This window comes from Aquimarina algiphila (assembly GCF_947494415.1).
Taxonomy (GTDB): domain Bacteria; phylum Bacteroidota; class Bacteroidia; order Flavobacteriales; family Flavobacteriaceae; genus Aquimarina; species Aquimarina algiphila.
This window is the reverse complement of record NZ_CANLVC010000008.1, coordinates 323,150-348,081: the sequence shown is the minus strand read 5'-3', so window position 1 is coordinate 348,081 and position 24,932 is coordinate 323,150. Positions and strand designations below refer to the sequence as shown.

The following is a 24,932-nucleotide window of genomic DNA, read 5'->3' as shown; positions in this document are numbered from 1 at the left end:
AACTGATTTAAAAAGGTGATGAGAGTATACTACTCTCCATCTTTCAACAAAGACAACCTTTTAATTTTTAAAAGGTTGTCTTTATTTATATAATTTATCTCTAATCCACTTATGTAATTATTTTATTAGACAATTATCTTTTTATATAATATTTAAAAGCTTTATCAATAGTTACGTCTTGTAAATTAGGAATTAAGCCCATCTATTTCGTTTCTAGGTAGTATATTTGTCTCGATTATTATAAATATTTACGCTAAACGGTTATCTCTTTAATTCCTATGCCTTTTAAAAAATTACATTCTGATATACAAGAGAAGCTAGAGTATCTAGATATAATCAAACCTACTCCTTTTCAGAGTAGTAGTATTCCTGTAATAAAAAGTGGTGCCAATGTTTTTTGTACAGCCTCAAAAGGTAGTGGAAAAACAACTACGCTTATACTTACCACATTGCAAAAATTGAAATGTGAAGCAGTTGGAAATGCTCCAAGAGCGGTAGTCCTTGTTGAGAATAAGGAAAAAGCCATGGAATTATATGATGCATTTTTAATGTATACTAAACATAATTCGTTACGAGTTTATGTAGGGTATGAACAACTTCATGTTGATGTGCAAAAATCAGAAATCTTTATGGGTATAGATATTCTTATTTCTACACCTAAATCAATGAATAAGTTGTTTTTATTAAATGGGGTAAATATCTCTGAGTTAAAGATATTTAGTATAGACGATGCTGAGTTTCTAATTCAGAATTTAGCATATACTGCACTTATGTCGATTACTAAAAGTATTAAAAAATGCCAATTTGTGCTATACTCAGAACAAATGCACCCAAAACTAAAACGTTTTGAGTCGTTTTTTATGGAATACTCCAAAATAGTTTCCATTTAGGTATATCCAATAACCAAAAACAAGACATGATTATACCCAAACTACATTATATATCCCAGGGAAACTCTCCAAAAGAACATCTGGAAAACATTCAAAAAGCTTGTACATCTGGTATAGAATTAGTGCAATTACATTTAAAAAATGCTTCAGAAAAAAAAGTTTTAAAGCTAGCCAAAGAAGCAAGAGAAATCACATCTCATTTTCAAACCAGATTAATTATTAATGATCATTATACAATAGCAAAAGAGATTAAAGCTGATGGTGTCCATTTAGAAAAAATGGATTCCTGCCCTACTATTGTCAGAAAGTATTTATACACTTGGCAAAGTATTGGCGCAACAGCAAATACTTTTCAAGATTGCAAAACATTAATTGGTAAAGAAGTTGATTATATTGGTTTAGGCCCTTTTAGAGATGCAATAACCAAAGATAATTTAAATCAGGTTTTAGGTTTAAATGGTTATATTACAATTATAGAGGCCTTAAAAACAGAAACACCAATTATTGGTTTTGGAGGCATAACAACAGAAGATGTTACGGACATATTAGAAACAGGTATTTCTGGAATTGCTGTATCCGGAGAAATTACAGGTAATTTTAATACCATAAGAATATTTAACCAATTATTAAGCGCATCTTCAACAGAAGAACAACGTTATACATTTAAGTAAAACTTATGCTATGCTCGATTGCTTTTTAAAATCAAATAGCTGTTGCAATATATTTTACACATCAATTTACTCATGTGGAATTGTTTCTAATAATTCGGTTTCTTCAAAATAATCTAGGTCAATTCGTCTTACAGCATCTTGCTGAGAAAAAACTAGATTTGAAGCTCTTTTTAAGAGCTCGCTTAATGCCGTTTTTTGTTCCAAAGGTTCTATTACTTTATGTCCTAATAAGGACATTAAATTTATAGTAACTGGAAGTACATATTCTCCAGTATTTTTATAACCCGTCATAAGTTCTTTATCAAATTTATCCTCGTCCCAATGTGCAAATGCCGTTCCTCCACCACCATCTCTTTCTACTTCCATTATTTCTAATTCGTTTAATTTACTAATGGCATCTGAAGTAAATTTACCTGTATTGCTATTGAAAAGTTCACTCCAATCTTCCCACCCTATGCCTAATGTATGACCAATTTCATGAATAATTGTTCCGGCGATCTCATCTTCTGTGAACCTTCCAAGAAATTTCGTGTTAAATTCTACTCTTCCATACCTAACACCTTCATTTTCGTATGGCTTATAAGCACGAGCAATGGTTCCTCCCAAACTAGTAAAGATTCCTAAACGAATTACAATTGATTGTTTTGGTTCAATAAATTGACTCCAAAAATTACATGATGTTCTTGCTCCTTGTTTAAGCTTACCATCCATATCTGATATAATCTTATAAGTAATTAAATTAGACAGCTCTCCAAGATTATTGAGTTCCTGTGAATCATTAGAAATTTCCTTAGCTTTAATTAACCATGAAATAGTATGTTGGATAGTTTTGAGTTGGATCGATTCATCTTCGGTAAGGTCTCTGTTTAAAACATTAATACGAATTGCTTCAGACTTAAGCCCTTCTATAAGTTGATCAACAGTTTGAGCTTCTCTCCTAGTTTTTTGAAGTATTGATTCTGAAGGTTTTACCTCTAATTGTTTTTGTCTTAGTATTTTTATTAACCTACTTTCAGATTGCGATTCTTTTTGAGAAACTAACCCTAAAGGTATGTCCCTACTCCAAGAATCAAAAAATTTTAAGTTAGTGGCTTCCTCCACTTCTTCCAATGTAGCAGGATAATCTTCTGGATAGGAACTTCCTGGTGCGTTTTGAGGAATAATAAAACAGTCTATATAAGCTTTTGATAATGTGTCGTAAGGATATCTATAAGGATCTACAGTAACACAAAAATATGCTTCGGGAACTGGAAGATGTTTATCTTGACCTCGATAAATCATTTCTGGCGTATCACCGAAAATTGGGCCAACTATAACCCAAACATGATCATGCTCTCTTGGTTTATCTTCAATTTCTCGAATGGCAGTTTCCAATTTCAACCATACACCACTATTAAGTGATCCATATTGTGGACTCATATTTGACATAAAAAATGTCTCCATTTGTGCTAATCTTCCAAATTGTCTATTAATAACTTCATTGGGAGTCATATGCCCTACATTTAATTGAATACCTCCAATTTTACCGAAAGTATTTTTTCCTATTCGAAATTGTTTATCAAGTCTTAAGTCATTATAATAGTTAATAGGGCGATCATACTTAACATCATCAGTTGCATATGCCACACGATACGCTGACCAAGCGGGTTGAAGTCGATCGGGACAAAACCCAACTACATGCCCTTGATTTACAAGTATTTGAATTTCTCTATTTTCATCTAAATTCTGTGGTGCTCCTCTCCACAAATGTATATCGATTAGATGTGCAAAGTTTTCACTTTTTGGATGTATTTTAGTGTTGTCCATGATTATTTTTTTATCCTGTTTGTTAAACGAAATTGATAAATCAATTATTTGAATCCTTATCAATAATATTTAATACAAAAAGTATTGATTATTGTAACATTAAAGAACGTCTATACTTTATAGTAGCAAAAAGAGGGGAAATGACGATTGAAGAATTCTAATTTAATCAGAACTCATTTATCAAAAAATAAGTAAAAACACCTGTTTTTAGTATCTAATAAATGTATTCAGAATAGAAGTCAAATAAAATACCCAGTAGTGGGTATTTGTAGTGTGAGTATGTAATGGATTTTTTATTCCTTTAATCTCTCTTTCTCTTCAAAAAGAACAGGCTCCCTTAATGTTACCAAAAATAAAAGATGCTTCAGTTTTATAATTGAAGCATCTTTTGGTGGAGAATTAAGTGTTGGTTAATTATTATTTGACAATTAGTTTTTTCACAACATCTTTGCCGCCTTCAGATTGAATTTTTACAACATAGATTCCAGAACTAAGCTCCATGTTATTAGCAGAGAAATTATTTACCCCTGGATGTAATCTAGCTTCATATTTTTTCTGTCCAATTGTATTATATATACTAATTAGTATTTCACTAGTGCTTTTTGAGTTTACATGAAGAGAAAATTGATCACTTGTCGGGTTAGGCGTCATTATAATAGCATTCATACCTTCATCATCTGTACCAAGTAAAGTTTCTTTATTGTCTAATTGAGCAATAACTTCTTTTGCAGATAATGAACCATTACAAGATCCTTCATATATTTTTACATTTGAAAAAGTGGAATTGTTTCCCGATCCCCCATCGTTATCATTAATAAATACTAACCTATCCATTGCTCCTGTATAGAAATTACCAACCGGAATTACGTACGTAGTAGTACCTGATGAATAATTGTCAAAATTGGTTACTCCATAATTCTGAGTACCATGTACTTTGAAATAACGTGACGAGGTTAACGTATTGTTGTTTTCAAATCCTATGGCATGAATCTCACCTTGAGAGGTACTGCTAAAATCAAATTCGATCACTGTATTAGCTGTTACCGTGTAATCAAGGCCTATGTATTTCCAGGTGTTATTAGATAAAGATAAAGCAGCTCCACCACTTTCTATAGAAAAATCCCCTACATTATCTTGATTTGAGAATCCTGTGATTGTAAAATTATTGAAATCCAATGCCTCACAATCTGGCGTAGGATTTGGATTTCCAGAACCTTCCTGAATCATAATAGCATCAATAGCAATATCACTTTGCCATCCATTATTACCAGAACCTGTTATAACATTAAATCGTAACTGAACATTAGCGTTACCAGCAAAATTGGATAGATTTACACTAGTAGAATTCCAAGTATCTCCTTGATTTCCTGATTCAATAAATACATTTGACCAATTTCCTGAATTATCAGTTCTTGCTTCAACCGTTAAACTATTAATCGCACTACCAAACATATGATATTGAAAGGTAAGCGTAGGAGTAGTTAAACTACTAAAGTTAAGGCAAGGAGAATTAAGTATTGCTCTTTTATTTGGGAAACCGGCATTATTACCAGAAGCCTCTACGTAAAGGTAGAAACTACCGTCCGCTCCATTAGATGGCCCTGTACTATTTGAAGGTGTACCCCCAGAGTCTCTTGTCCAATCAAGGTCATCGCTACTTGACTGTGACCACTGTCCCAAATCACTTTCAAAACTTTCACTATAAGGGAAAGAAGATACATCTCCAGAACACGTTTCACCTGTAGGGGGTGTAGTAGTTGGATCTATTTCTCCATCGATATCAAATCGAGAAAAGAACTTCCATATTTCTTGAGAAGTGTTTACATTTCCACCATTCCAGCTGTGTCCTTTTCCTTGAACTTTAATAAATTCTGCTGTTGTACCATTATCGCCGTTATCCCAAATAGAACGTGTTGATCCTCCTCCTAATTGAATAACTTCTGGTGTAGCATCCCCATTGTTGACGCTTGACCAATATTCCATAACATCTTGTATAGGTTCATTGGAGCCGTTACCGTTTATCGAAATAGTACCATCATTAGTCCCCGTTATTTGTAATACCGCAGTTGGATGTTGTGGTTGACATTGGTTGTTGTCAATCCATCTTCTTGTCATGCTTCCTGCTACAGAAGCTACAGCTGCGATTCTTGGACTTAATTCGCAAGCTAATCTATAACTAAAAAAGCCGCCATTTGAAAATCCAGTTGCATAAATACGTTTTTCATTAATATTAAAATCTGACTGAATTTTATTAATTAGTGCATCTGAAAATCCTAAATCATCCTCATTACCACCAAAATTGTTATTTATTGCCCATCCTGAGAAAAAACCTCCCAGACCTTGAGGTGTAACAAATATAAATTGATTGTCTTCAGCTAGCTGTCTAAAATCACTTTGGTTATACTGTGTATTGATATTGTTGGTAAAACCATGATAATTTAGAATTAATGGAGCAGGTTTGGTAGCATCATAACTTTGGGGAACATAAAGACGATATTGTCTTGTCTTTCCATCATGTTGTAATGTTGCATTTATAACCTGTTGTGCGAACGCAGAGGCAGTAGTTATAAATGTAATGGCTAATAGCCACAAAGATTTTTTTGTAAACGTTAGTTGAGTTTTCATTTTTAGGTTTTAAGGTTAATTGATTTGTATAAAAAATATTATGCATGGATAATACTTTTGCAATATTCGGAAAAAAATAACATAAATAATGATTATATTTAAAATAAATGTTAATTTTTTACATAATCATAATTCAAGTAGAAATCCTGTAACGGGTATTACATTGTCTTTCATAAATAAATTTATTTAGATGTTTACAAATAGTTAACCAGTATAATGATTCCAAAATATACTAAAAACCTATATTCGCGCCATGTGGATGTATTTAGGCTTATTGGCAGCACTTTTTTTGGGATTACACAATTTATGTAAAAAACATGCAGTACAGGGTAATGAGGTTTTTCCTGTACTTTTAGGAACAATTGGGTCTGGTTTTTTATTACTTCTTCCGTTTTTTATAGGTTCACTCTATTTTCCAGAATATACACAACAAATAGGATTTCATATTACATCTATTTCATGGAAAACTCATGGTTTTATTTTTATAAAATCAATGATTATGACAACATCCTGGGTTTTGGCATATCAAGCTTTAAAACATTTACCTATAACCATTGTCACTCCGATACGCTCTGCTGGTCCTTTTTTCACCTTTATTGGTGCTATTTTAATTTATCAGGAAAAGCCTAATTTTTTACAATGGATAGGTTTTTCTCTCATTATTTTTTCGGTAGTATTATATTCTAAAATTGGAAAAAAAGAAGGCATACATTTTAAAAGAAATAAATGGATATTCGCTATTATTGGTGCAACGTTTTTAGGAGCTTCCAGTGGTTTATACGATAAGTTTTTAATTCAGAGTTTGGCATTGAATCCACAAACCTTACAATTTTGGTTTTGTACTTACACGGTGTTAATTTTATTAGGGATTTTATCTATTACATGGTTCCCTCGTGCAGAAAAACGGAAAGATTTCAAGTGGCGTTGGACTATTATTGCTGTTGGTATTCTATTGCAAGCAGCTGATTATTTTTATTTTAAAGCCCTGCAAAATCCTGATGCACTAATTATGCTATTATCTGCGATAAAACGAAGTCAAATATTAATTGCCGTGGTTGTTGGAGGACTTATCTTTAAAGAAAAAAATAAGCGTAAAAAATTAATTCCATTATTTGGTATTATGATAGGTGTATTTTTGATTTTGTATTCATAAATTGATAAAACGAACAACACATTATTCCTAATACTTAGCTATTTTTTAAACCACAATCAATACAAGTTTTTTTGAATAAAAGCATAAGTTATCACCACCAGACTTGATTGACTATATTTTCGTTGTTTAATACAACAGTTTCACCAATTCTTGGGGCTACAATATCAATATTCAATTCTTTTGCTTTTTTACTAAGACGTTCAATCGGATCTGTCCATGCATGCATTGCTAACTTAAAAGCTCCCCAATGAATTGGCATTATTTTTTTCGCTTTTACATCTAATCCAGCTTGCGCAGTTTCTTCAGGGAACATATGTACATCTGGCCACATTTCATTGTATTGACCACACTCCATCATGGCAAAATCAAAAGGACCATACTTCTTCCCTATTTCTTTAAAATGATTCCCGTAACCACTATCGCCACTAAAGAAAATATTGTCGGTTTTGGACTGTATTACCCACGAACTCCATAGTGTTTTTGTTCTGTCCGTAAGTCCTCTCCCAGAAAAATGTTGAGCAGGTGTACATATAAAATTTAACTTTTCCAACTTGATTTCTTGCCACCAATCCAATTCAATAATTCGCTCTTTTTCTACTCCCCATTTCTCCAAATGCACTCCGACGCCCAAAGGAGTATAAAACATCTTTACCTTATTTTTTAGCTTTTTAATCGAATCATAATCTAAATGATCATAATGATCATGAGAAATAAGCACAGCATCTATTTCAGGTATTTTTTCAATCTCAATAGGTAATTCTTTACTAAAACGCTTACTTCCTAACATAGGATGTGGGGCCGGAACTTCTCCAAACATTGGGTCTATTAAGATATTTTTAGTATCAATCTGTAATAAAAAGGCAGAGTGTCCAAACCAAATAAGACGTGTGTCGCCAATATATTTTACAATATCCAGAGAATCTATTTTTTGTACAGGAAGGTTTTCCTTTGGAGTAGTTTGTGATTGTGGTTTAAAATAGCCTATCAAGCTTTTTCCCATATCCCTAAAACTCATATCCAATTGTACTTTGGCTATATTTACGAATCTATCCTCTTTATAATTTTCTGATTTCTCATATATAGCTTTCTGTTCTTTGGTTGCTTTTCCTCCAAATTGAGGACTTAAATTAATAAACAAGATAACGACTAATATGACGATTCCTATGAAGATTCCTATACCTATGATCATTCGCTTTATATATTTTAAAAATTTATGTTTCATTTTATTTTTTAATGTTGAAGTCTTACATGATACTTTCTCCATAGTTATGTTTATGAATGTAAAGTAAAGCTGCTTATTTAAATCGAATATTTATTCTTTTTTAATTTGAAAAAATTAACTTTTAATAGCGTCCCATGCGAATGAGAACATTAAATCTATATCCTTTTTATTAAGCTTTAATTTTTTATCAATTATCAAGTTAACGGTTTCAAGCAAAATAGCTCCCATAGTAGATTCTAATATTTCATTACTCACATTTTTAATTAATCCTTCTTTTTTACCAAGCTCAAAAAGATCTGTTCCTAATCTACTTTTTGTTTCTCTAACTGCTTCTGGAACTTTGTCATAGTAAGGAGATTTTTTTACTTGCGTAATAAAATTCATCTCCTTGCTATGGTTAATACTAAAGTTAATCCAATAAACCCATATTGCTTTAATCTTCAATTTAAAAGGGAGGTCTGCTGTAATACTGTTACTACTTCTTTTTGTCTCTCGTTCTATAAGCTCAGTTGCGATTGATATGATTAAATCTTCTTTGTTTTTATAATATACATAGAGCGTTGAAACAGAAATACCTATTTTTTTTGCTAATGTTGCCATTTTAACACCTGCAAAACCTTTTTCGAAAACAATATCCAAAGTGCTTTCTACAATAGCTAACCGTTTTGTTTCATCTTTTACTCTCACCATACAAACATATGAACAAAAACGAATATTTATTCGCTTATATAGTGTTTTTGTAATTATTTAACATTTAAACATAAGCATCAAAGTATATGTATTGTACTCCCCTACTCAATTTAACAAGAGCACAGAAGGCATAGGGAACGAGTAAATAACTTTAGTGAGAATATAATTTTAATAGGATATATTGATTAAAATCATTCTATTTGAGTTCGTTATAGATATTATAAACTAAATTAGAAAGTTCTTGATTTACACTAATTGCAGATTCATTCGTAAAAATTGAAATGCCTATTTTCTTTTCTGGATAAATAACCAATACATTTTTTGCTCTTGAAATACCTCCATCATGTCTATAATGCACATCGTGATTTTGATTTTTGATATTCCACCAGTAATAACCAATCCAATAATCTGTATCAATTTCATACAACTTTTTATGAGATTCTTTAACGATTGCGTCATTTTTAAATTGATACCTGATATATTTTAACATATCAGTAGTTGTTGATTTTAAAGCACCTTCTGCTCCCCAAAGCGTCTTAGCCAAATTAGTTTCTGGCCTGGGTTTTCCCAATAAATAACCATTGGCGAGCCTATTTCTTTTATCCCTTGGAGTATGAAAATGCGTATCATACATGTGTTGCTTTTCAATTATTTTGGAGATAATCAGCTGTTGAAAGGGCTTTTGATAAACTTTTTCTAGAATATACCCCATTAAATTTGAACCAAAATTAGAATAATTAAATGTGTTTCCAGGTTTTTCTGTTAAGTTGATTTTAGATAAGTCTTTAAAAAACTTCTCTTTGGTCTGTTTGTTTTCAAGTTTGAGATATGTATTGTTAAATTCTATTTCGCTTAAATTTGATGATATTTCATTCATTTCTTCATAACCGCCAGGTAATCCACTGGTATGGGTTAACAGGTGTTTTATTTTTATGGGGTCACCTTTATATTCTAGATTTGGGTATGTTTGAGGTAAATACCTTTGTATATCATCCTCTAAATTCAATTTTCCTTCTAGAACAGCCTTTGAAGCTAATGTACCAGTAAATGTTTTTGTAACCGAAGCGATTTCATATATTGTTTTATTTGTAGGCGTATCTCCCTTTCCTTTTGTTAACTCTCCATAGTGAAAGGTGTATGAAACATTATTTACGTATAATCCAATTGATAAGGAATTTATTAAGGGATCTTTTAATGTTTTTTGAGCATTCTTATCTATAATTTGTTTTACATGTTTATCTATAGAATCACTATATATCTCTATAGATTTATTACAATTTATAACGACACTTTTAATTTTTTTGTTTTGAGATTTACAACTAAAAAAGATAAAGAATAAGATTACAGTTTTTGTAAATAAGTTTTTCATTTCGTAATAGTTTTGATTTACACAAATGAAAATATATTGTGTGAAAAAAGAGTTCGATTACATAAAGTCGAACCCTTTTTTTTAATCGAACTATCTTTACTTATTATTCAATATGGCTTCTTTTTTTATACTCAGAAGGGGTTACGCCAGTTTCTTTTTTAAAAGCCGTGTAAAAAGAAGATTTAGAATTAAATCCTACATCATACATAATTTGTTGTATGGTTAGCTTAGCGTTATTTGAATTTAAAAGCATTTTTTTTGCTTTCTCTATTCTAAATTGATTAATGAAGTCAAAAAACCGTTGATTTAGGTTATGATTAATTAATACGGATAGGGTGCGATTGGGTAATCCCAATTGTTCAGCAAGTTTTTGTAGTGTTAAAGTAGCGTCAAGATAGGGCTCTTCTTTCTTCATAAATATTAATAATCTATTGATATCGTCCTTCGCATTCTTATTTACAATATATACTATATTATTTTCCTTTACTATTCCTTTTATCGATATATGCTTAGTATTAATATTTCTAAAAAGATTTGGGTAATACATACTTTTTAAGACAATCCAGGTTAAAAAACCAAGTAATACCAATGTGAGCATTATTCTTAAGGTATTTAAAATCTCAATATTAGTTCCATAAAATTTATAAGCTTGTTTAAAAAATGAAAAGCTGAAAATAATGCTTAATATAATGAGTAATTGATACAACCATTTATAATTAAAAGCAGATTTGTTAGAATAGTTCTCTAACAATAATTGCTTATATTTTTTTAATTCTATAAACATGGCTACTAAATAAAAAAAGGCTACAAGAAGACCAAAAATGATAGATAGTTTACCTTCTATGGTAGTATTCAAATTTTTAAGCAAGAAATCTCTTGTATTTTGATCAGCAAAATAAAACCTGGGAGAAAATAGTAGTATTTGAATTAAAAAAGGTAATGTATGTAATAGATATTTGTGTTTATATCTAAAATCCGAATATATCGAAGCCAGTAGATATAAAAACAATAATGGGCTGGTAAAAAATGCAATATGATCTCGAAGCATTTCTAAAACCACTGGTAGTGTAATATATTTTGAATAAAAAAATACACTAATATGAATTGCAAAGATTAAAAAATAAATACCTAAAAATGTATTCGCCTTTTTATTAGATGTTTTAACTGTTAAAACAAATAATGCCAGCAATAGAGAAATAAAAAGGATGAAAATTGTCGTTATTCCTAAAATTGAAAAGTCCATCTTAATGTATATGACAAATATAATTTAATAATGTCAATTCATTTTATATCCATTCTGCTACTCTCCTATTTTTTGTAACAATATTTCAGCAAGTTCGATGTAATACCCTCATGTAAGAAATATATCAAGTTTTATAGTTCTTAATTTAAATTAGAAATGAATTTAAAAGCATTTTTTATATTGGTAGCTTGTAAAAATACCTCTTTTGTTTTTTCATCTTCACCGCCAGAAGAAACTAAACCTATGATTCTACCTTTTTTATCTACTATTGGTGCTCCACTTAGACCTCCTAAACTTTTGGGGCCTTTTATTTGTATAAGATTATGGTAATCTCCTTCGGTTGTGTCAAATGTATACTGGTATACACGTTGCGCTCCAATACTATCCTTATAAGACCAACCTATAGCGTATACATACTCTCCTTTTTTAATTGGTTTTTTTCTAAATTTCAAAGGTTTATGGGATGTCTTATTTTCTTTTACAGAAAAAACTAACCAATCATTATAAGTATCCCAATTTGTATCCATATAATTCCAGGTAAGTGAATCTTTTTTATTCGTACTTAATAACTTATCTGCAATTACATATCTAGTACTATCATTTTTAGGATACATTCTCCATTCTTTTAAATTTCCCTCAAAATCAACAAATTTCATATGATCTGTCTTGGCAATCATTAGAATATGCTTTGCTGTAACAGCATAAGTATTGTTTTTGTACTGTACCAAAAATCCATTGGAAGCATTTGGATTATCAAATGATGAATCTGTATAAGCAACATTATTGATTAAGCCAATTGGAGTATTTTGTAACCTTTTTACAGATGAACAACTAATTAAAGTTATGACGACGAGTGTCGTGATTATGATCTTCTTAAGTACTAACATGTTTTCATTGATTTTTTAGTCGAAGCTAATTTCAGAAATAATAACAGATACATTTTAAAAAATTGATGAAACAAAATTAAGTGACTATGTATAGCTATAAACTTCCTGTTTTTAGGTTTGTATACAGTTAATCAAGTTCTGTATACTAGTATTGCCCAAACAGCGGTTTATTTGATGAGAAGGTTATAATTTTATTATATTACCAGCTATGAGTTTTAATACTAAAAAAGCCCTTGGACATATTCTATTTTGGGTTGCAATTTTTCTTTTTTATATTTTTTCTGTTACTAGTTTTGAGTTGTTTGAACAATCTATAGAAACAACTTTGTTTAAACTTCCGTTATTAATCATAGCTGCTTACACGTTTAATTATTGGCAAATACCAATCTATTTAAAACAAAAAAAATATATCGCTTTTGGAGTATCCATGATTTTTGTAATTGCAGTATTAACATTACTATTTCGTCTTATTGGATATTATCATTTGGATAAATATTGCGCAGATGGTCCTTATCCACTGATTAGTTTAGAAGATTTTCCTTTTCATATGTTATCTTTTCATTTTCCAGCATTGATTATGTATTTCTACAAGACTAATAAAGAGCAAGAATTAGAAAAAGAAAAAGTATTTCAGTTGGAAAAAGAAAAAATAGCGACAGAACTTAAATACTTAAAAGCACAATTAAACCCACATTTTTTATTTAATACTCTTAATAATTTATATTCTTATGTCATTACCAAATCCCCGAAGGCCCCGGATATGATATTACAACTTTCTGAAATTTTGGATTACATTTTATATAAAAGCCAACGAATATCAGTTCCTATAATAGAAGAAATTCATGCTATAGAGAATTATATAGCGTTAGAACAAATTAAATATGAAGAAAGGTTAAAAGTTATTTTTAAAAAAGACATCATTGACCAACAACAAAAAACAACTCCTCTTTTGTTATTATCTATTATTGAAAATGCATTTAAACATGGAGTTAGGGACAATATTACCAAACCAGAAATAAGAATTGTACTTGAACAATTTGACTCACATATTGAGTTTAGCGTTTGGAATACAAAAACAGATAACCAGTACAACAATAAAACTGATGAAAATAAAAGCGGAATAGGGCTAGCTAACATTCAGCGACAATTGGATTTAATCTATCCAGGAAAACATAATTTGGAGATCGATGAATCTAATGCTTTTTTTAACTTAAAGTTGACTTTAAAAATAAATTAATATGGTACGATGCTTACTTGTTGATGATGAATCTCCAGCAATTGATTTACTAAAAAATCATATAAAAATGCTTACCGATTTAGAAATTGTTGCCAGCTGTTATAGTGCGGTTGAAGCTTTTGAAGTCATAAAAAAAGAGAAAATTGATTTATTGTTTTTGGATATTGAAATGCCTGTCTTAAAAGGTTTAGATTTTCTAAAAGCTGTAAAAAATCCCCCAAAGGTAATCATCACTACGGCATATAGAGAATATGCGATACAAGGATATGATTTGGATATCGTTGATTATTTATTAAAACCTATTTCTTTTGACAGGTTTGTAAAAGCTGTTGATCGTTATTATGAAAGAACACAATCCCCTATTTTGACTATAACTCAAGAGGAATCTAAAGATGCATTTTTCTATGTAAATGTTAATAAAAAACATATTAAGATAATATTTGAAGATATTCTATATATCGAAAGTTTAAAGGATTACGTTAAAATTCATACTGTTCATCAAAAATTAGTAGTAAAAAGTAATATTGGTAAAATAGAAACTCAACTTCCTTCGACGCTTTTTTTACGTACGCACCGTTCCTATATTGCGGCAATTAACAGAATCACTGCATATACCCAAAAAGATATAGAAATAGGTGAAATAGAAATTCCTGTTGGGTCCAGTTATTCTTCAAAAGTTTTTTCGCTATTATCACATACCTAAAGACGAATACCATTTTATAGACTATAAACATACTACTTAGATACTTTTATATCTTTTATCGTTATTTAATTTATCATGATCTATTTTTAAAAAACAGCAAGCATATCTTATATAATATTGGTTAAAATTAATTAATATATATAGATATGAATAAGGTTAAGCAATTAGTTGTTTTTTTAATTTTATTAATTTTTTTTTCCTGTCAATCCCAAAAGATAGACCGCGAAATTGAAGATGAATTTGTTCAGAAATATGCTCCAGCTAATTTAAACACGCATGGATTCACTTTAGCTGTAGATTCAAAAGTCCCAGAAGTACATCAGCTTTTTAATGACTTAGAAGCAAATTTCTATTTTTATGGTGATAAAGAGGAATTCGAAAAAAAAGCAGCAAAAATATTAGAATTGGATCCGGATTATCCCAGTGGTGTTTTGATGAGTGGTTTTTATGTAACAGATCCAGAGGAATATAAAAAGATGGTTACCAAAGCCTATAATCTCTCTAAAAAATCAACATTAAAATCAGAGCGGGATATCATGCAGGCAGAATATTCGCTTTTGGTAGAAGAAGATTATTCAAAAGCTCAAAAATATTTTCAAAAGGTAGTAGATATGTATCCCGATAGTGCTGCAGCCATATGGTCATTGGGAATGGCTTATTATTATGCAGATGAACTGGATAAAGCTTTAGAATGCTATAAAAAGAGCACCGAATTAATTCAGGATTTACCCAAAGGATATGAATTTATGTCTGTTATATATTATCAAAAGAAGCAGTATAAGAAAGCTTTGGAATATCTAGAAATAGCAAAAAAGCATGGTGCAAAATCCGAAAATGACATCTATTTTTCAGAATACGAAAACATTGTATACTACAAAAACGGTTTTTATGATAAAACCATGAAGTCTATAGAAAAAGCATACACTTATGGAGAGCATTATAAAAATAGTGAAAGCTTAAAAAAGACGTACGATGTTGCTAAATCAAAATTAGACTCGATTCAATCTTCAAATTAACGGTTATTAGCAATAAGTAATCATCTAAATATCCCTCAAAATGAAATTCGAGGGGTATTTAATTTTATACCCTATTCCTTTTTAATCAAAGTCTTATTATGCCATTATTAAATATATACAAATATAGTATCACATAATTGAGATTATAATATTCGGATAATAAAAAAAGCCCATCAATAGATGGACTTTTTAATTAAACTTGAAAGTATATGTATTAGATAACTTTTACGTTCACTGCATTTAATCCTTTGTTACCTTCTTTTAGATCAAACTCAACTTCATCGCCTTCACGAATTTCATCTACTAATCCAGAAATGTGTACAAAATGATCTTTGTTAGCACCTTCTTCAGTGATAAATCCAAAACCTTTGGCGTCGTTGAAGAATTTTACTGTTCCTTTACTCATTGTAATGTAATTAAAATTATTATATTATTTATTTCGCAAAGATGGTGCTATTAATTTGATTTACAACTAATTAATTCATTAATTTTTAAATACCAGCAAAATTAGTTTATAATGCGCTAAGAGATAGGTTATAAACCTCACCTTAACTACTCCTTAAAACACAAGATGAGTTGTGCAAAAAGGAGTAGATTAGATAGCTACATCAAATAAATAGTACTTTAAAAAAGTTTATAATAGTTTATCTGCTTTTACATTTTTATCACGTTTTTTACGTTTTAAGCTCTTATTCTTACCACTTCCAAAACGATATGTAATTCCTGCATAAACAGAGCGAGTATCTCTTCTAAATTCGCCTTCCTGGATAATGGTTCTATAGGTTTCAAAAGCAAAACGTTGCGTTCTAAAAATATCATTAAAATTAAGACTTAAAGTTCCCTTGCCTTTGGCAAAATTGTAACGTGCACCTGCATTCATAAAGAAGTTTTCTTTTAGCTCATACTGCAAAATTTCTTGTCTGCCACTAAAGAATGTAAATAATTGAAACGTAAGATTTTTAGTAGCTTTAAAGCTGTTATTAAGTTTAGCGTTCAATAAAGTGTTGTTGACCTGTACACTTTCTCCTTCAATAACTCCTTTTTGAGTTCTTGAATAGATATCAAAACTACTGTTAAGACTCCACCAATTAGTGAGACGATAATTCGAAGAAAATTCAAATCCATAAGCATCATTGCTATCAAAATTATCATAATCAATGATCAATAGGTTTGGATTATTTTCATCAAAAAACCCTCTTCTATTTATTTCGTCGCTAATTCTCCTGTAAAAACCACCAAAGGTAAAACTACCCTTAGCTAATTTTCTACTATAGTTTAACTCTATCGAATTAGTGAACTGCGGAACAAGGCTAGGGTTACCTGTTAATATAATTTGTGGGGTGTTTAATTGTCGTATTGGATTAATTTGATTTAAGGATGGACGATCTATACGTCTGCTAAAACTTAATTGATACGTGTTTTTCTGATCCTCATTAGGAGTATATTTCAAAAATCCCGAAGGGAATATATTGAACAATTTATCAGTAAAATTAAATGGGTTTTCTCCAACTTCATCAAACTGCGAATCAACATTATAATCCTCTAATCGTAAACCGATATTGTATTGCCATTTATCTAATGTTTGACTAAAAGTAGTATAAAAAGAATAGATGTCTCTATCATAAAAAAAGCTGGAATTATTAAAATTAGGATTACCTGTGATATAAGAATTGTCGGTACGACGTAAACGTGTTTCTAAACCTAATTCTAACATGGTGTTTTCTGAAAGCGGATTTACGTAATCTAGATTTATTGTAGTGTTGGTTCTGGTGTCTTCAATTAATTCTTCATAGTTCTCTACAGGGTTGTTACCTGTAAAACTAAAATCATATTCTTTATCGCTATCTAAAGTATTATAATCTACTTCGAGCTCAATAGTATGTCCTTCTTTTGCAAATACATGCTTAAAATCGGCATTGTACGTTGCATTGACATTGTCACTGTCAGTAATATCCCGCTGTGTGAAATTTGCAGATGGATTATCAAAAAAATTGATTATCCTGTTACCATCAATTATTGTTTCAAAGAGATTTTGATTCGTATAAATAGATAGGGTATTCTTATCATTGATCATATAATCAAAACCTAATTTGAATAGATGTGATGTATTCTCATTAATATTATCTGTTAACTGATTATTGTTTTCTACCGTTCTGGTAACTATTCCATCTGTAGTGCTTTTACCAAGTCTATTGTTATAGCTACCATAAAAATTAGTTTTACCTGCCCTGTAGTTTAGACTTAAAGAATTGTTATACCTGGCTCGTTCTCCGTAAGTAATCCCAGAATTTATTGATCCATTAAATCCTAAATTGGTGTTCTTTTTTAAACTTATATTAATAATACCACTCATACCTTCAGGATTGTACTTGGCAGAGGGATTTGTTATTAATTCTATAGTTTTGATCGAAGTAGATGGAATCTGCTGTAAAAGTTCACGAGAACTTAAATTTGTTGGTTTTCCATCTACAAGGACACGAACATTTTCATTTCCACGAAACGAAATATCTCCATCTTGATTTATACTCACTGAAGGAATATTTCCCATGATATCACTAGCAGAAGCTCCAACCGTCGTTAAATCCTTACCAACATTAATTACTTTTCTATCTATTTTTTGTTCGATGGTAGAACGTTCGGTTACAATCTCAACAGATCCTAAAGCAACGGCATCTTCTTCAATGTAAAGACTTCCTAAATTTACTTTTCTATTTGACTTGTCAACATTTATGGCTTTGGTTATCGTTTTATATCCTATAAACTGAATTTCGAAATCATATGTGTTATATGGTATTTCTTTTACCGAAAAAAAACCTTGTTCATTAGTGATACCTCCTGTAGCAATATTACTACCTGATTTAAGGACTACATTGGCATATGGTACTGGTTCTTGAGTGTTCTTATCTAATACTGTTCCTGTAACAACTCCCTTTTGACCATAAAATGATATAGAAAAAAGAAAGCTAAATATTATGTATAAATGTTGTTTCATATTTATTTTTTCTTAGTTAATTGAATTTCTGCTATAAGGTCAACTTCACTACCAAGAGCAAATTTTGCAGGAGCATAATTGGTTCCAACATTAAAATCTTCACGTTTAATTACACCAGTGACAGTTATAAATTTATTTTCGGTTTTAAATCTTGGATGTACATAGCTACCATTATCTACAGCTTTTAAAACAATAGGTTTGGTTACTCCTGTCATGGTAAAATTTCCTTTAATTTCATATTCATTGTCTCCAGTTTTAGTAATCCCTGTACTTATAAATCTTATTTCAGGATGTTTTTCTGCGTTAAAGAAATCTTTAGTTTTTAAGTGTTTGTCTCTATCCGCTTGATTAGTGCTGATAGAAGCTGTTTGTATGGTAATGTTAATGGTAGATATTTCGTCTTTTTTTTGAATGAATGACCCCGTATATGTCTTAAACACTCCTTTGATTTCACCAACCTTGAAGTAAGAGACACCAAAATTAATGTTAGAATGGTTTGGATCTATTTGCCAAGTAGATTCTTGAGCAGTTGTAGAAAGTGATATTAAATAAAAAGTAAAGCATAAGAATACGATTTTGCTGATAGGTAAAATTGATTTTTTAATACATTTCATTTGAGTATTTTTTTTGATTTGAAAGCTAAATTAGAAGTAAGCTTTACACATTTTAAATAAGTGGTTAGAAAGGCCATAAACGATGATAAAAGACCTACAAATGATGTTCTAAGCTTTTGTCTACAGATACTGTGTTTTTGACATCACTAACCTATAGTTGGTAGGTAATTTTAAAAAAGGTATATTTAGATGTATACCTTTATAGTCTAAAGCATGTTTTATGGTACAAAAAATTCAAAGTTTCCTGGAGGTTTCAAAATTTAAATACCTTGTATTTGGATTGTTGATTTTTGCTTTTTCAGCTTCTACTTCTAGTTGGTACTATGCCACGACCAATGAATTGCTTATCACGTATAGTATACGAGTGACTTTGCAGATTGCTATGGCTTTTATAATTCTGGAGTTTTTGATTCCACAACTTTTAAATAAGGATAAAAAGTTGGCTTTCGGAATTTCAATCACAATAACGTTATTAGCCTTTTATATTATTTGCACATTGATTCATATGAATTATTTTGAAGTTACCTTTCCCAAAACTTATGTGAATTATATAAAACGTTTTAATGACCCTTCTTTTACTGGTAGATTAATGAGTATAGGAGAATTTGTATTTAAAAGCTTGTATTTACTCTATCCAACTATATTATTATTAGTTTTAAAATTATATGTAGAAAAGCAACGTTTGCTTAAATTGAATGAACAAAAGAAAACAGCAGAGCTTGTTGCACTAAAAAATCAATTAAATCCGCATTTCTTATTCAATACATTGAATAATTTATATGCGTTAACCTTAAAAAAGTCTGATGCTGCTCCTAAGGTTATTCAAAAATTATCAGAAATTCTAGATTATATTCTTTACCGATGCAATGATGAATATGTATCTCTAGATAAAGAAATAGAGCTCATTGAGAATTATTTGTCTTTAGAAAAGATTCGATATGCAGATAGAGTAAAAATTTCCTTTAGTAAAAATGTAACTGGTCGGGAAAAAGTAGCTCCTTTACTATTGCTCACGTTTGTAGAAAATGCTTTTAAACATGGTGTTGCTAATGAGATTAATCAAGCCAACATCAACATCAATATATCCAAAAATAAGGAGCAACTTGTCTTTAAGGTAGAGAATAGTAAACCCGTTAATATGAAACCTGTTGTCCAGAAAGAATCAATTGGTCTTCAAAATATTAAAAAACAACTAGAGTTGCTATACCCAAAAGCATATGATTTGATTATCGAAAATAAATCGAATTCCTTTTCTGCTAATCTAAAATTAGATACATATGAAATATAGATGTCTAGTCATAGATGATGAGCCTTTAGCTAGGGAACTTGTCGAGACCTATCTAGAGAAAATCCCAAATTTTGAACTTGTGGCTTCTTGTGCAAGTGCGATTGAAGCTAGTTCTATTCTAACAGCTGAAAAAGTAGATTTACTTTTTTTGGATATTGAAATGCCCGCTTTAAAAGGCACCGATTTTTTTAAAAACCTGGTGTATAAACCACAAGTGATTTTTACAACTGCCTATAGGGATTATGCAGTAGATGGTTTTGAACTTAATGCAGTAGATTATCTTTTAAAGCCTATATTTTTTGAACGTTTTTTCTCTGCTATTCAAAAATTTCTTAAACAGCAAAAAAACTTAGAAAACACTGATAATATTGCTGTTAATAATGACAAAAGTAAATACATATTCGTTAATAAAGCCAAAAAGCAGATAAAGGTGGTTTTTGATGATATTCTCTATGCAGAAAGTTTAAAAGATTATATAAAAATTCATTTATTAGAAGAAACGCTTACCATAAAGGAGAGTATTTCTAACTTTGAAAAACGAATAGATGACCGTTTCATTCGTTTACACCGTTCTTATATTGTAAACAGTGAAAAGATCACTGCATATACCAAAAATGACGTTGAAATAGGTAGAATAGAAATCCCTATTGGTAATGGTTATAAGCATAACATGCATTATTTTAGGTAATTTCTAGTTTAAAAATCATTACATACAGGGTAATTATTATTTTGCACGTATCCCTTTATTTTATGATGATTTTGCTTTTGTGGGTTTAAAAATTAAATGAATTACAAAGCATTGTATAATCGTTATGATTACTGCAATGCTATCAGTAATTCCATGTGGTTCTCCGATAATAAACAATATCATTTGTAGTACTAAAGGAGACAGAACAATCAATGCTTTAATATTATTTAAGCGATTCCAGGGAATATTTGTATTCGGTAACTTCCTATCCTTATAGATTATAGTAACCACTAATAACATAGAAGCAATAGCTAATGGAATTATAATGGTAGAAATTGAAACATGAATATTTAAGGTATCCCCATGAAATACGGTATCTCCATTTTTGATAATATCATATAATAAATTTCCAAAACTATGAAACCACCACCAAATTATAAGAACATGAAATATTAAGCGATTTTTAACCCAGTTAAAGGAATAAAAGAATAAAAAATACAGAAAGGCAAAAACTATTAAAATGGTATAATCTAATGTCAATCCTTTACCAGAGAATGAAATCCCATAATAACTCATTCCCCAAGAATAAGATTTACCGTCAAATAAAGCTCTTAATAAGGGAAGCCATGTGGTTATAAATGTTAATCCTACGCATAAAGATAGAATATTAACTAAGTTATTTCTTGATCGTATCGCAATTGGTGTTTTCATAATAATGTAATTTAAAGCCAGTTAAAATTACATCATTATGATTGTCAATATATCCCATTTCTACAATGCTTGTGGCAAAATTCGTCTATTTGTGGTGAGTGGCTATAATTTCTTTTAAAGGTGATATATATGATCTGGAAACAGGAATAGGCTTTTTAACATTTGGTAAAAATAATTTCATCTGATTACCATTTCCTTTTACTTTTATTATCAGATTTATATTTACCAGATAAGAACGATGACATCTCACTACGGTCATTTCTTTTAGTTTGGATTCTAATACTTTCATAGTAGTACGAAGTAATTGTTTTTTTACTTCATTATTCAATAAGTGATATACATTTACATAATTATCTTGCGCTTCGATATATAGTAATGTATCTAATCGTAAAATAATAGAATCATTTCTATTATCAGATTCTATTGTAATCAATTGTGTTTCTTCTGAAGGATTGAACGTTGGTTTATTTAATAAAATCCTGTAAGCTTTTTTGATTTTGATATAATTATAATATATGTAGATTAGGCTCATAGGGAGAATAGCCATTATAGATACGTCTCTTATAAAGCCAAAAAAACTAGACCATTTCCAATCATGAAAATTTCCTATAACATTATAAAAAAGGTAAATCCCAAAAGGTAAGAGTATGAATGACAAACATAAACGTGTCAAAATTGTAACTCCAGTTTTTTTCTTAATACAATAAGGCATTATAATAAACTCATGTATTGATATTATAATTCCACTTATTAAGCCAAATCCAACAGATCCCAATAGAAAATCTAAACTAATATGATGAGTCGGATCATAATTATTGACTCCAAAAGGCTGAAAAATGAGTAAAAAAAATGAAACATATAAAGTAAAAAAAAGAATAACTCTCCATTTCTCATTTCTCGTTTTAATAATAGAAATAGTATCTTTAGATAAAAGCGTTACATCAGTTTTCATATCTAGAGGGGTATTTCAAAATTAAATCTTATTAATCATTCTTCATTAAGGATTTTTTTAATAATTCTCCTGTTGTTGCAATAATAGGATCTATGATTTAATCAAAAATTTCATTACAAATAATCATTTATTTTCATTAGTTGATATTCTGGTGAAGAGTCAAAGAAAATATTTAATAGGTTCATATGGCCAGAACCATAAATTACCAAGATGCGATCATCTGATTTTGCATTAATTCGTTGAATATTTCTAAAAATCCTTAAATTCCGATTAAACCACCAACTCGTTACAAAGTCCGGTCCAAACTGATCATTTTCTTCTGTTTCATATTTAAAAATACCAATTAAATAGTCTCCCAACCCTTTTTTAACATGTTCATCTGTATTGATTCTTTTCAATTCAGCTAAAATACCTTCGGTTTTAAACACTTTTTTTTCATTCAGCCATGAATTTAAAATAGTATCTGGATTATTATAAAAATAATCCATAAATCTTTTCTTGGACACTGTATCATTTTCATAGACCGCTTTTCTTACATCTTCATAATCTGTTCCCCAAGCATCTACACAATATAATTGTTTTAAACCTAGACGTTTTGATAATCTAAATCCTATTTGCTGTTCCTCACTCCTACTTAATTTATGTGTTCCATTTACATAGGCTGTATAAAGTGAATCATATTTTTGTTGTTTTTTTGGTTGTCTCTCAATAACAATTATGGTAGGTTTAAATTTTTCTAGTTTATCTACAATTAGTTCTATTTCTTCTTGGTATTTAGGTTCTAAAACATCAATTTGATCTTCTTTTGATGTTTGATCGACGTCTAAATTTGGAAATTTAAAATGAAAAGAACCTAATGTAAGGACTTTAACCTGATTCGTTTCTATAATGTTAGCACTATGATTGTCATTAGAAATATCGTTAACCTCGGTTGATTCTTGATTATTTGCTTGACTACAAGAAAATAATGTAAACGCTATTAATAAAAGTAATATATCTTTCATTTTAGTATATTCTTGATCCTTCTAGGATAAAGATTACCAAATTTTGAAATTGTTACACTTTATAAAAAACTCTGTCAAAGACAACACTACAAAAATTAAACTTGATTTTTTCTATATGATGATGGTGTCATGCCTTCAAATTTCTTAAAGGCACTATTAAATGAAGAAAGACTACTAAAACCTGTATCAAAAGCAATTGACGAAATGGTGAATTTATGATTTTCTGTATTTAAAAGAAATTTCTTTGCTTCCTGGATTCGATAATAATTAATAAAATCGTTAAAATTTCTTTTGGCATATTGATTAATTATGGATGATGTAAGTTGTGTGCTCTTTCCTATCATTTTGCTTAATTTTGCAAGGGATATATCGGGTTCTAGATATACCTTAGTATCCACAATTAATTTAGACAGTTCATTAAATAAGAGGTCATTATTATCCTTAAAAGCATTACCATCTAGATCAATAGCTTTCAATTTAAATGCTTTATAACTTAAAAAATAGATGATTACAGAATATACAATAGGACCAACGACATAAGGTACAGTTTCATCTAATATATTGAGTACATAAGATGCCCATATTGCTATAAAACCAATACTTAAATACCTTAGCCAGTTAAAAATAGCTTTTTGAGATTTTGTCTGTAATTCTTGTCTTTGTTTTTGCTTAGCTAATTTGAAAGTTTTCCAACCTAAAATAATATAAATGATAAAATGTAGGTAAATGAAAATAAGCCCACTAGAAAAAATAATAATAACCAATGTGCTATTTTCATACCATTGTCTATTTACAAAAAGACTAGAGGTAAAAACTGTAGCAAATGGAATGATTTCTAAAATATAAAGTTTAGGTAGCTTAAAATTAGGGCGAGTCATTCCCAAAATATACCATCTAAAAAGTGGTCCAATTAATAAAAGAAATGACAACCCTACAAAGATAAATATAGGTTCTAAATCATTCCCAAAATTCAACATCACTGATTTACCAATTCTAAATGCCATAAATACCAGAATCAATCCTAGCATAAGATTAGTTAATGTTTTTTTCTTTTTAAACACCATCAAATAAAAGGCGAATAATATCCCATGCAATAGTCCAGCACTACTAATAATAACAAGTAATATATCAGAAAAATTCAATAGACTTTTTTTTCAAATGTAGCAATATT

At 29.8% G+C, this 24,932-nt stretch carries 22 protein-coding genes; 8 read left to right on the top strand and 14 right to left on the bottom strand.

Features of this window, described 5'->3' with window-relative positions:
• Positions 1 to 278 precede the first annotated feature (278 nt).
• Both PQF96_RS19260 and PQF96_RS19255 read left to right on the top strand, forming a co-directional pair.
• The gene (locus PQF96_RS19260; protein ID WP_271767849.1) at positions 279 to 890 is read left to right on the top strand and encodes a DEAD/DEAH box helicase; all 612 of its coding nucleotides are present in this window, start codon (positions 279 to 281) and stop codon (positions 888 to 890) included.
• 26 nt (positions 891 to 916) lie between these two features.
• On the top strand, positions 917 to 1,561 hold the full coding sequence (locus PQF96_RS19255) for a thiamine phosphate synthase (RefSeq protein ID WP_271767848.1): 645 nt from the start codon (positions 917 to 919) through the stop codon (positions 1,559 to 1,561).
• 66 nt (positions 1,562 to 1,627) lie between these two features.
• Here PQF96_RS19255 and PQF96_RS19250 read toward each other — a convergent pair whose 3' ends face one another.
• Together PQF96_RS19250 and PQF96_RS19245 are read right to left on the bottom strand one after the other, a co-directional pair.
• Complete coding sequence (locus PQF96_RS19250; RefSeq protein WP_271767847.1) at positions 1,628 to 3,367, bottom strand: DNA/RNA non-specific endonuclease; 1,740 nt, start codon at positions 3,365 to 3,367, stop codon at positions 1,628 to 1,630.
• Positions 3,368 to 3,784: 417 nt separating this feature from the next.
• Positions 3,785 to 5,992, bottom strand: coding sequence for a T9SS type A sorting domain-containing protein (locus PQF96_RS19245; RefSeq protein ID WP_271767846.1), 2,208 nt, complete (start codon positions 5,990 to 5,992; stop codon positions 3,785 to 3,787).
• A 253-nt stretch (positions 5,993 to 6,245) separates the two neighbouring features.
• Between PQF96_RS19245 and PQF96_RS19240 the strand changes: the two genes are divergently transcribed.
• A complete protein-coding gene (locus tag PQF96_RS19240; RefSeq protein WP_271767845.1) occupies positions 6,246 to 7,145 on the top strand; it encodes an EamA family transporter in 900 nt (299 codons plus the stop codon).
• Positions 7,146 to 7,236: 91 nt separating this feature from the next.
• On the opposite strand, the gene PQF96_RS19235 is transcribed toward PQF96_RS19240, so the two are convergent.
• From PQF96_RS19235 to PQF96_RS19215, 5 genes are all read right to left on the bottom strand, one after another.
• Positions 7,237 to 8,367, bottom strand: a complete 1,131-nt coding sequence (locus PQF96_RS19235; protein ID WP_271767844.1) for an MBL fold metallo-hydrolase — start codon at positions 8,365 to 8,367, stop codon at positions 7,237 to 7,239.
• Between the two features lie 114 nt (positions 8,368 to 8,481).
• Positions 8,482 to 9,057, bottom strand: a complete 576-nt coding sequence (locus PQF96_RS19230; protein ID WP_271767843.1) for a TetR/AcrR family transcriptional regulator — start codon at positions 9,055 to 9,057, stop codon at positions 8,482 to 8,484.
• Positions 9,058 to 9,253: 196 nt separating this feature from the next.
• A complete protein-coding gene (locus tag PQF96_RS19225; RefSeq protein ID WP_271767841.1) occupies positions 9,254 to 10,426 on the bottom strand; it encodes a serine hydrolase domain-containing protein in 1,173 nt (390 codons plus the stop codon).
• 103 nt (positions 10,427 to 10,529) lie between these two features.
• Positions 10,530 to 11,669, bottom strand: coding sequence for a helix-turn-helix domain-containing protein (locus PQF96_RS19220; RefSeq protein ID WP_271767840.1), 1,140 nt, complete (start codon positions 11,667 to 11,669; stop codon positions 10,530 to 10,532).
• Positions 11,670 to 11,809: 140 nt separating this feature from the next.
• Positions 11,810 to 12,556 carry a trypsin-like peptidase domain-containing protein gene (locus tag PQF96_RS19215; RefSeq protein WP_271767839.1) on the bottom strand — a complete coding sequence of 249 codons (747 nt, stop codon included), beginning with the start codon at positions 12,554 to 12,556 and terminating at the stop codon, positions 11,810 to 11,812.
• 208 nt (positions 12,557 to 12,764) lie between these two features.
• Between PQF96_RS19215 and PQF96_RS19210 the strand changes: the two genes are divergently transcribed.
• The 3 genes from PQF96_RS19210 to PQF96_RS19200 all read left to right on the top strand — a co-directional run bounded on the left by PQF96_RS19210 (position 12,765) and on the right by PQF96_RS19200 (position 15,512).
• A complete protein-coding gene (locus PQF96_RS19210; protein WP_109437333.1) occupies positions 12,765 to 13,793 on the top strand; it encodes a sensor histidine kinase in 1,029 nt (342 codons plus the stop codon).
• Between the two features lies 1 nt (position 13,794).
• Positions 13,795 to 14,496, top strand: a complete 702-nt coding sequence (locus PQF96_RS19205; protein ID WP_271767838.1) for a LytR/AlgR family response regulator transcription factor — start codon at positions 13,795 to 13,797, stop codon at positions 14,494 to 14,496.
• A 146-nt stretch (positions 14,497 to 14,642) separates the two neighbouring features.
• Positions 14,643 to 15,512, top strand: a complete 870-nt coding sequence (locus tag PQF96_RS19200; RefSeq protein WP_271767837.1) for a tetratricopeptide repeat protein — start codon at positions 14,643 to 14,645, stop codon at positions 15,510 to 15,512.
• A 214-nt stretch (positions 15,513 to 15,726) separates the two neighbouring features.
• Here the strand turns inward: PQF96_RS19200 and PQF96_RS19195 are convergent, their stop codons facing one another.
• The 3 genes from PQF96_RS19195 to PQF96_RS19185 all read right to left on the bottom strand — a co-directional run bounded on the left by PQF96_RS19195 (position 15,727) and on the right by PQF96_RS19185 (position 19,118).
• Positions 15,727 to 15,918, bottom strand: a complete 192-nt coding sequence (locus tag PQF96_RS19195) for a cold-shock protein (protein ID WP_109437336.1) — start codon at positions 15,916 to 15,918, stop codon at positions 15,727 to 15,729.
• A gap of 228 nt (positions 15,919 to 16,146) precedes the next feature.
• Positions 16,147 to 18,504, bottom strand: a complete 2,358-nt coding sequence (locus PQF96_RS19190) for a TonB-dependent receptor domain-containing protein (RefSeq protein ID WP_271767836.1) — start codon at positions 18,502 to 18,504, stop codon at positions 16,147 to 16,149.
• A 2-nt stretch (positions 18,505 to 18,506) separates the two neighbouring features.
• Positions 18,507 to 19,118 carry a YceI family protein gene (locus PQF96_RS19185; RefSeq protein WP_271767835.1) on the bottom strand — a complete coding sequence of 204 codons (612 nt, stop codon included), beginning with the start codon at positions 19,116 to 19,118 and terminating at the stop codon, positions 18,507 to 18,509.
• A gap of 220 nt (positions 19,119 to 19,338) precedes the next feature.
• Between PQF96_RS19185 and PQF96_RS19180 the strand changes: the two genes are divergently transcribed.
• Together PQF96_RS19180 and PQF96_RS19175 are read left to right on the top strand one after the other, a co-directional pair.
• A complete protein-coding gene (locus PQF96_RS19180) occupies positions 19,339 to 20,406 on the top strand; it encodes a sensor histidine kinase (protein WP_109437339.1) in 1,068 nt (355 codons plus the stop codon).
• Entirely contained in the window at positions 20,396 to 21,094 is a 699-nt protein-coding gene (locus PQF96_RS19175; protein ID WP_271767834.1) for a LytR/AlgR family response regulator transcription factor, read from the top strand. Before PQF96_RS19180 ends, PQF96_RS19175 begins: the two co-directional genes overlap by 11 nt.
• A 60-nt stretch (positions 21,095 to 21,154) precedes the next feature.
• On the opposite strand, the gene PQF96_RS19170 is transcribed toward PQF96_RS19175, so the two are convergent.
• From PQF96_RS19170 to PQF96_RS19155, 4 genes are all read right to left on the bottom strand, one after another.
• Positions 21,155 to 21,805, bottom strand: coding sequence for a hypothetical protein (locus PQF96_RS19170; protein WP_271767833.1), 651 nt, complete (start codon positions 21,803 to 21,805; stop codon positions 21,155 to 21,157).
• Positions 21,806 to 21,890: 85 nt separating this feature from the next.
• Entirely contained in the window at positions 21,891 to 22,757 is an 867-nt protein-coding gene (locus PQF96_RS19165; RefSeq protein WP_271767832.1) for a LytR/AlgR family response regulator transcription factor, read from the bottom strand.
• Positions 22,758 to 22,870: 113 nt separating this feature from the next.
• Positions 22,871 to 23,761, bottom strand: coding sequence for a DUF5694 domain-containing protein (locus tag PQF96_RS19160; protein WP_271767831.1), 891 nt, complete (start codon positions 23,759 to 23,761; stop codon positions 22,871 to 22,873).
• A 95-nt stretch (positions 23,762 to 23,856) separates the two neighbouring features.
• Positions 23,857 to 24,903 carry a helix-turn-helix domain-containing protein gene (locus PQF96_RS19155; protein WP_143918495.1) on the bottom strand — a complete coding sequence of 349 codons (1,047 nt, stop codon included), beginning with the start codon at positions 24,901 to 24,903 and terminating at the stop codon, positions 23,857 to 23,859.
• Between the last annotated feature and the right edge of the window lie 29 nt (positions 24,904 to 24,932).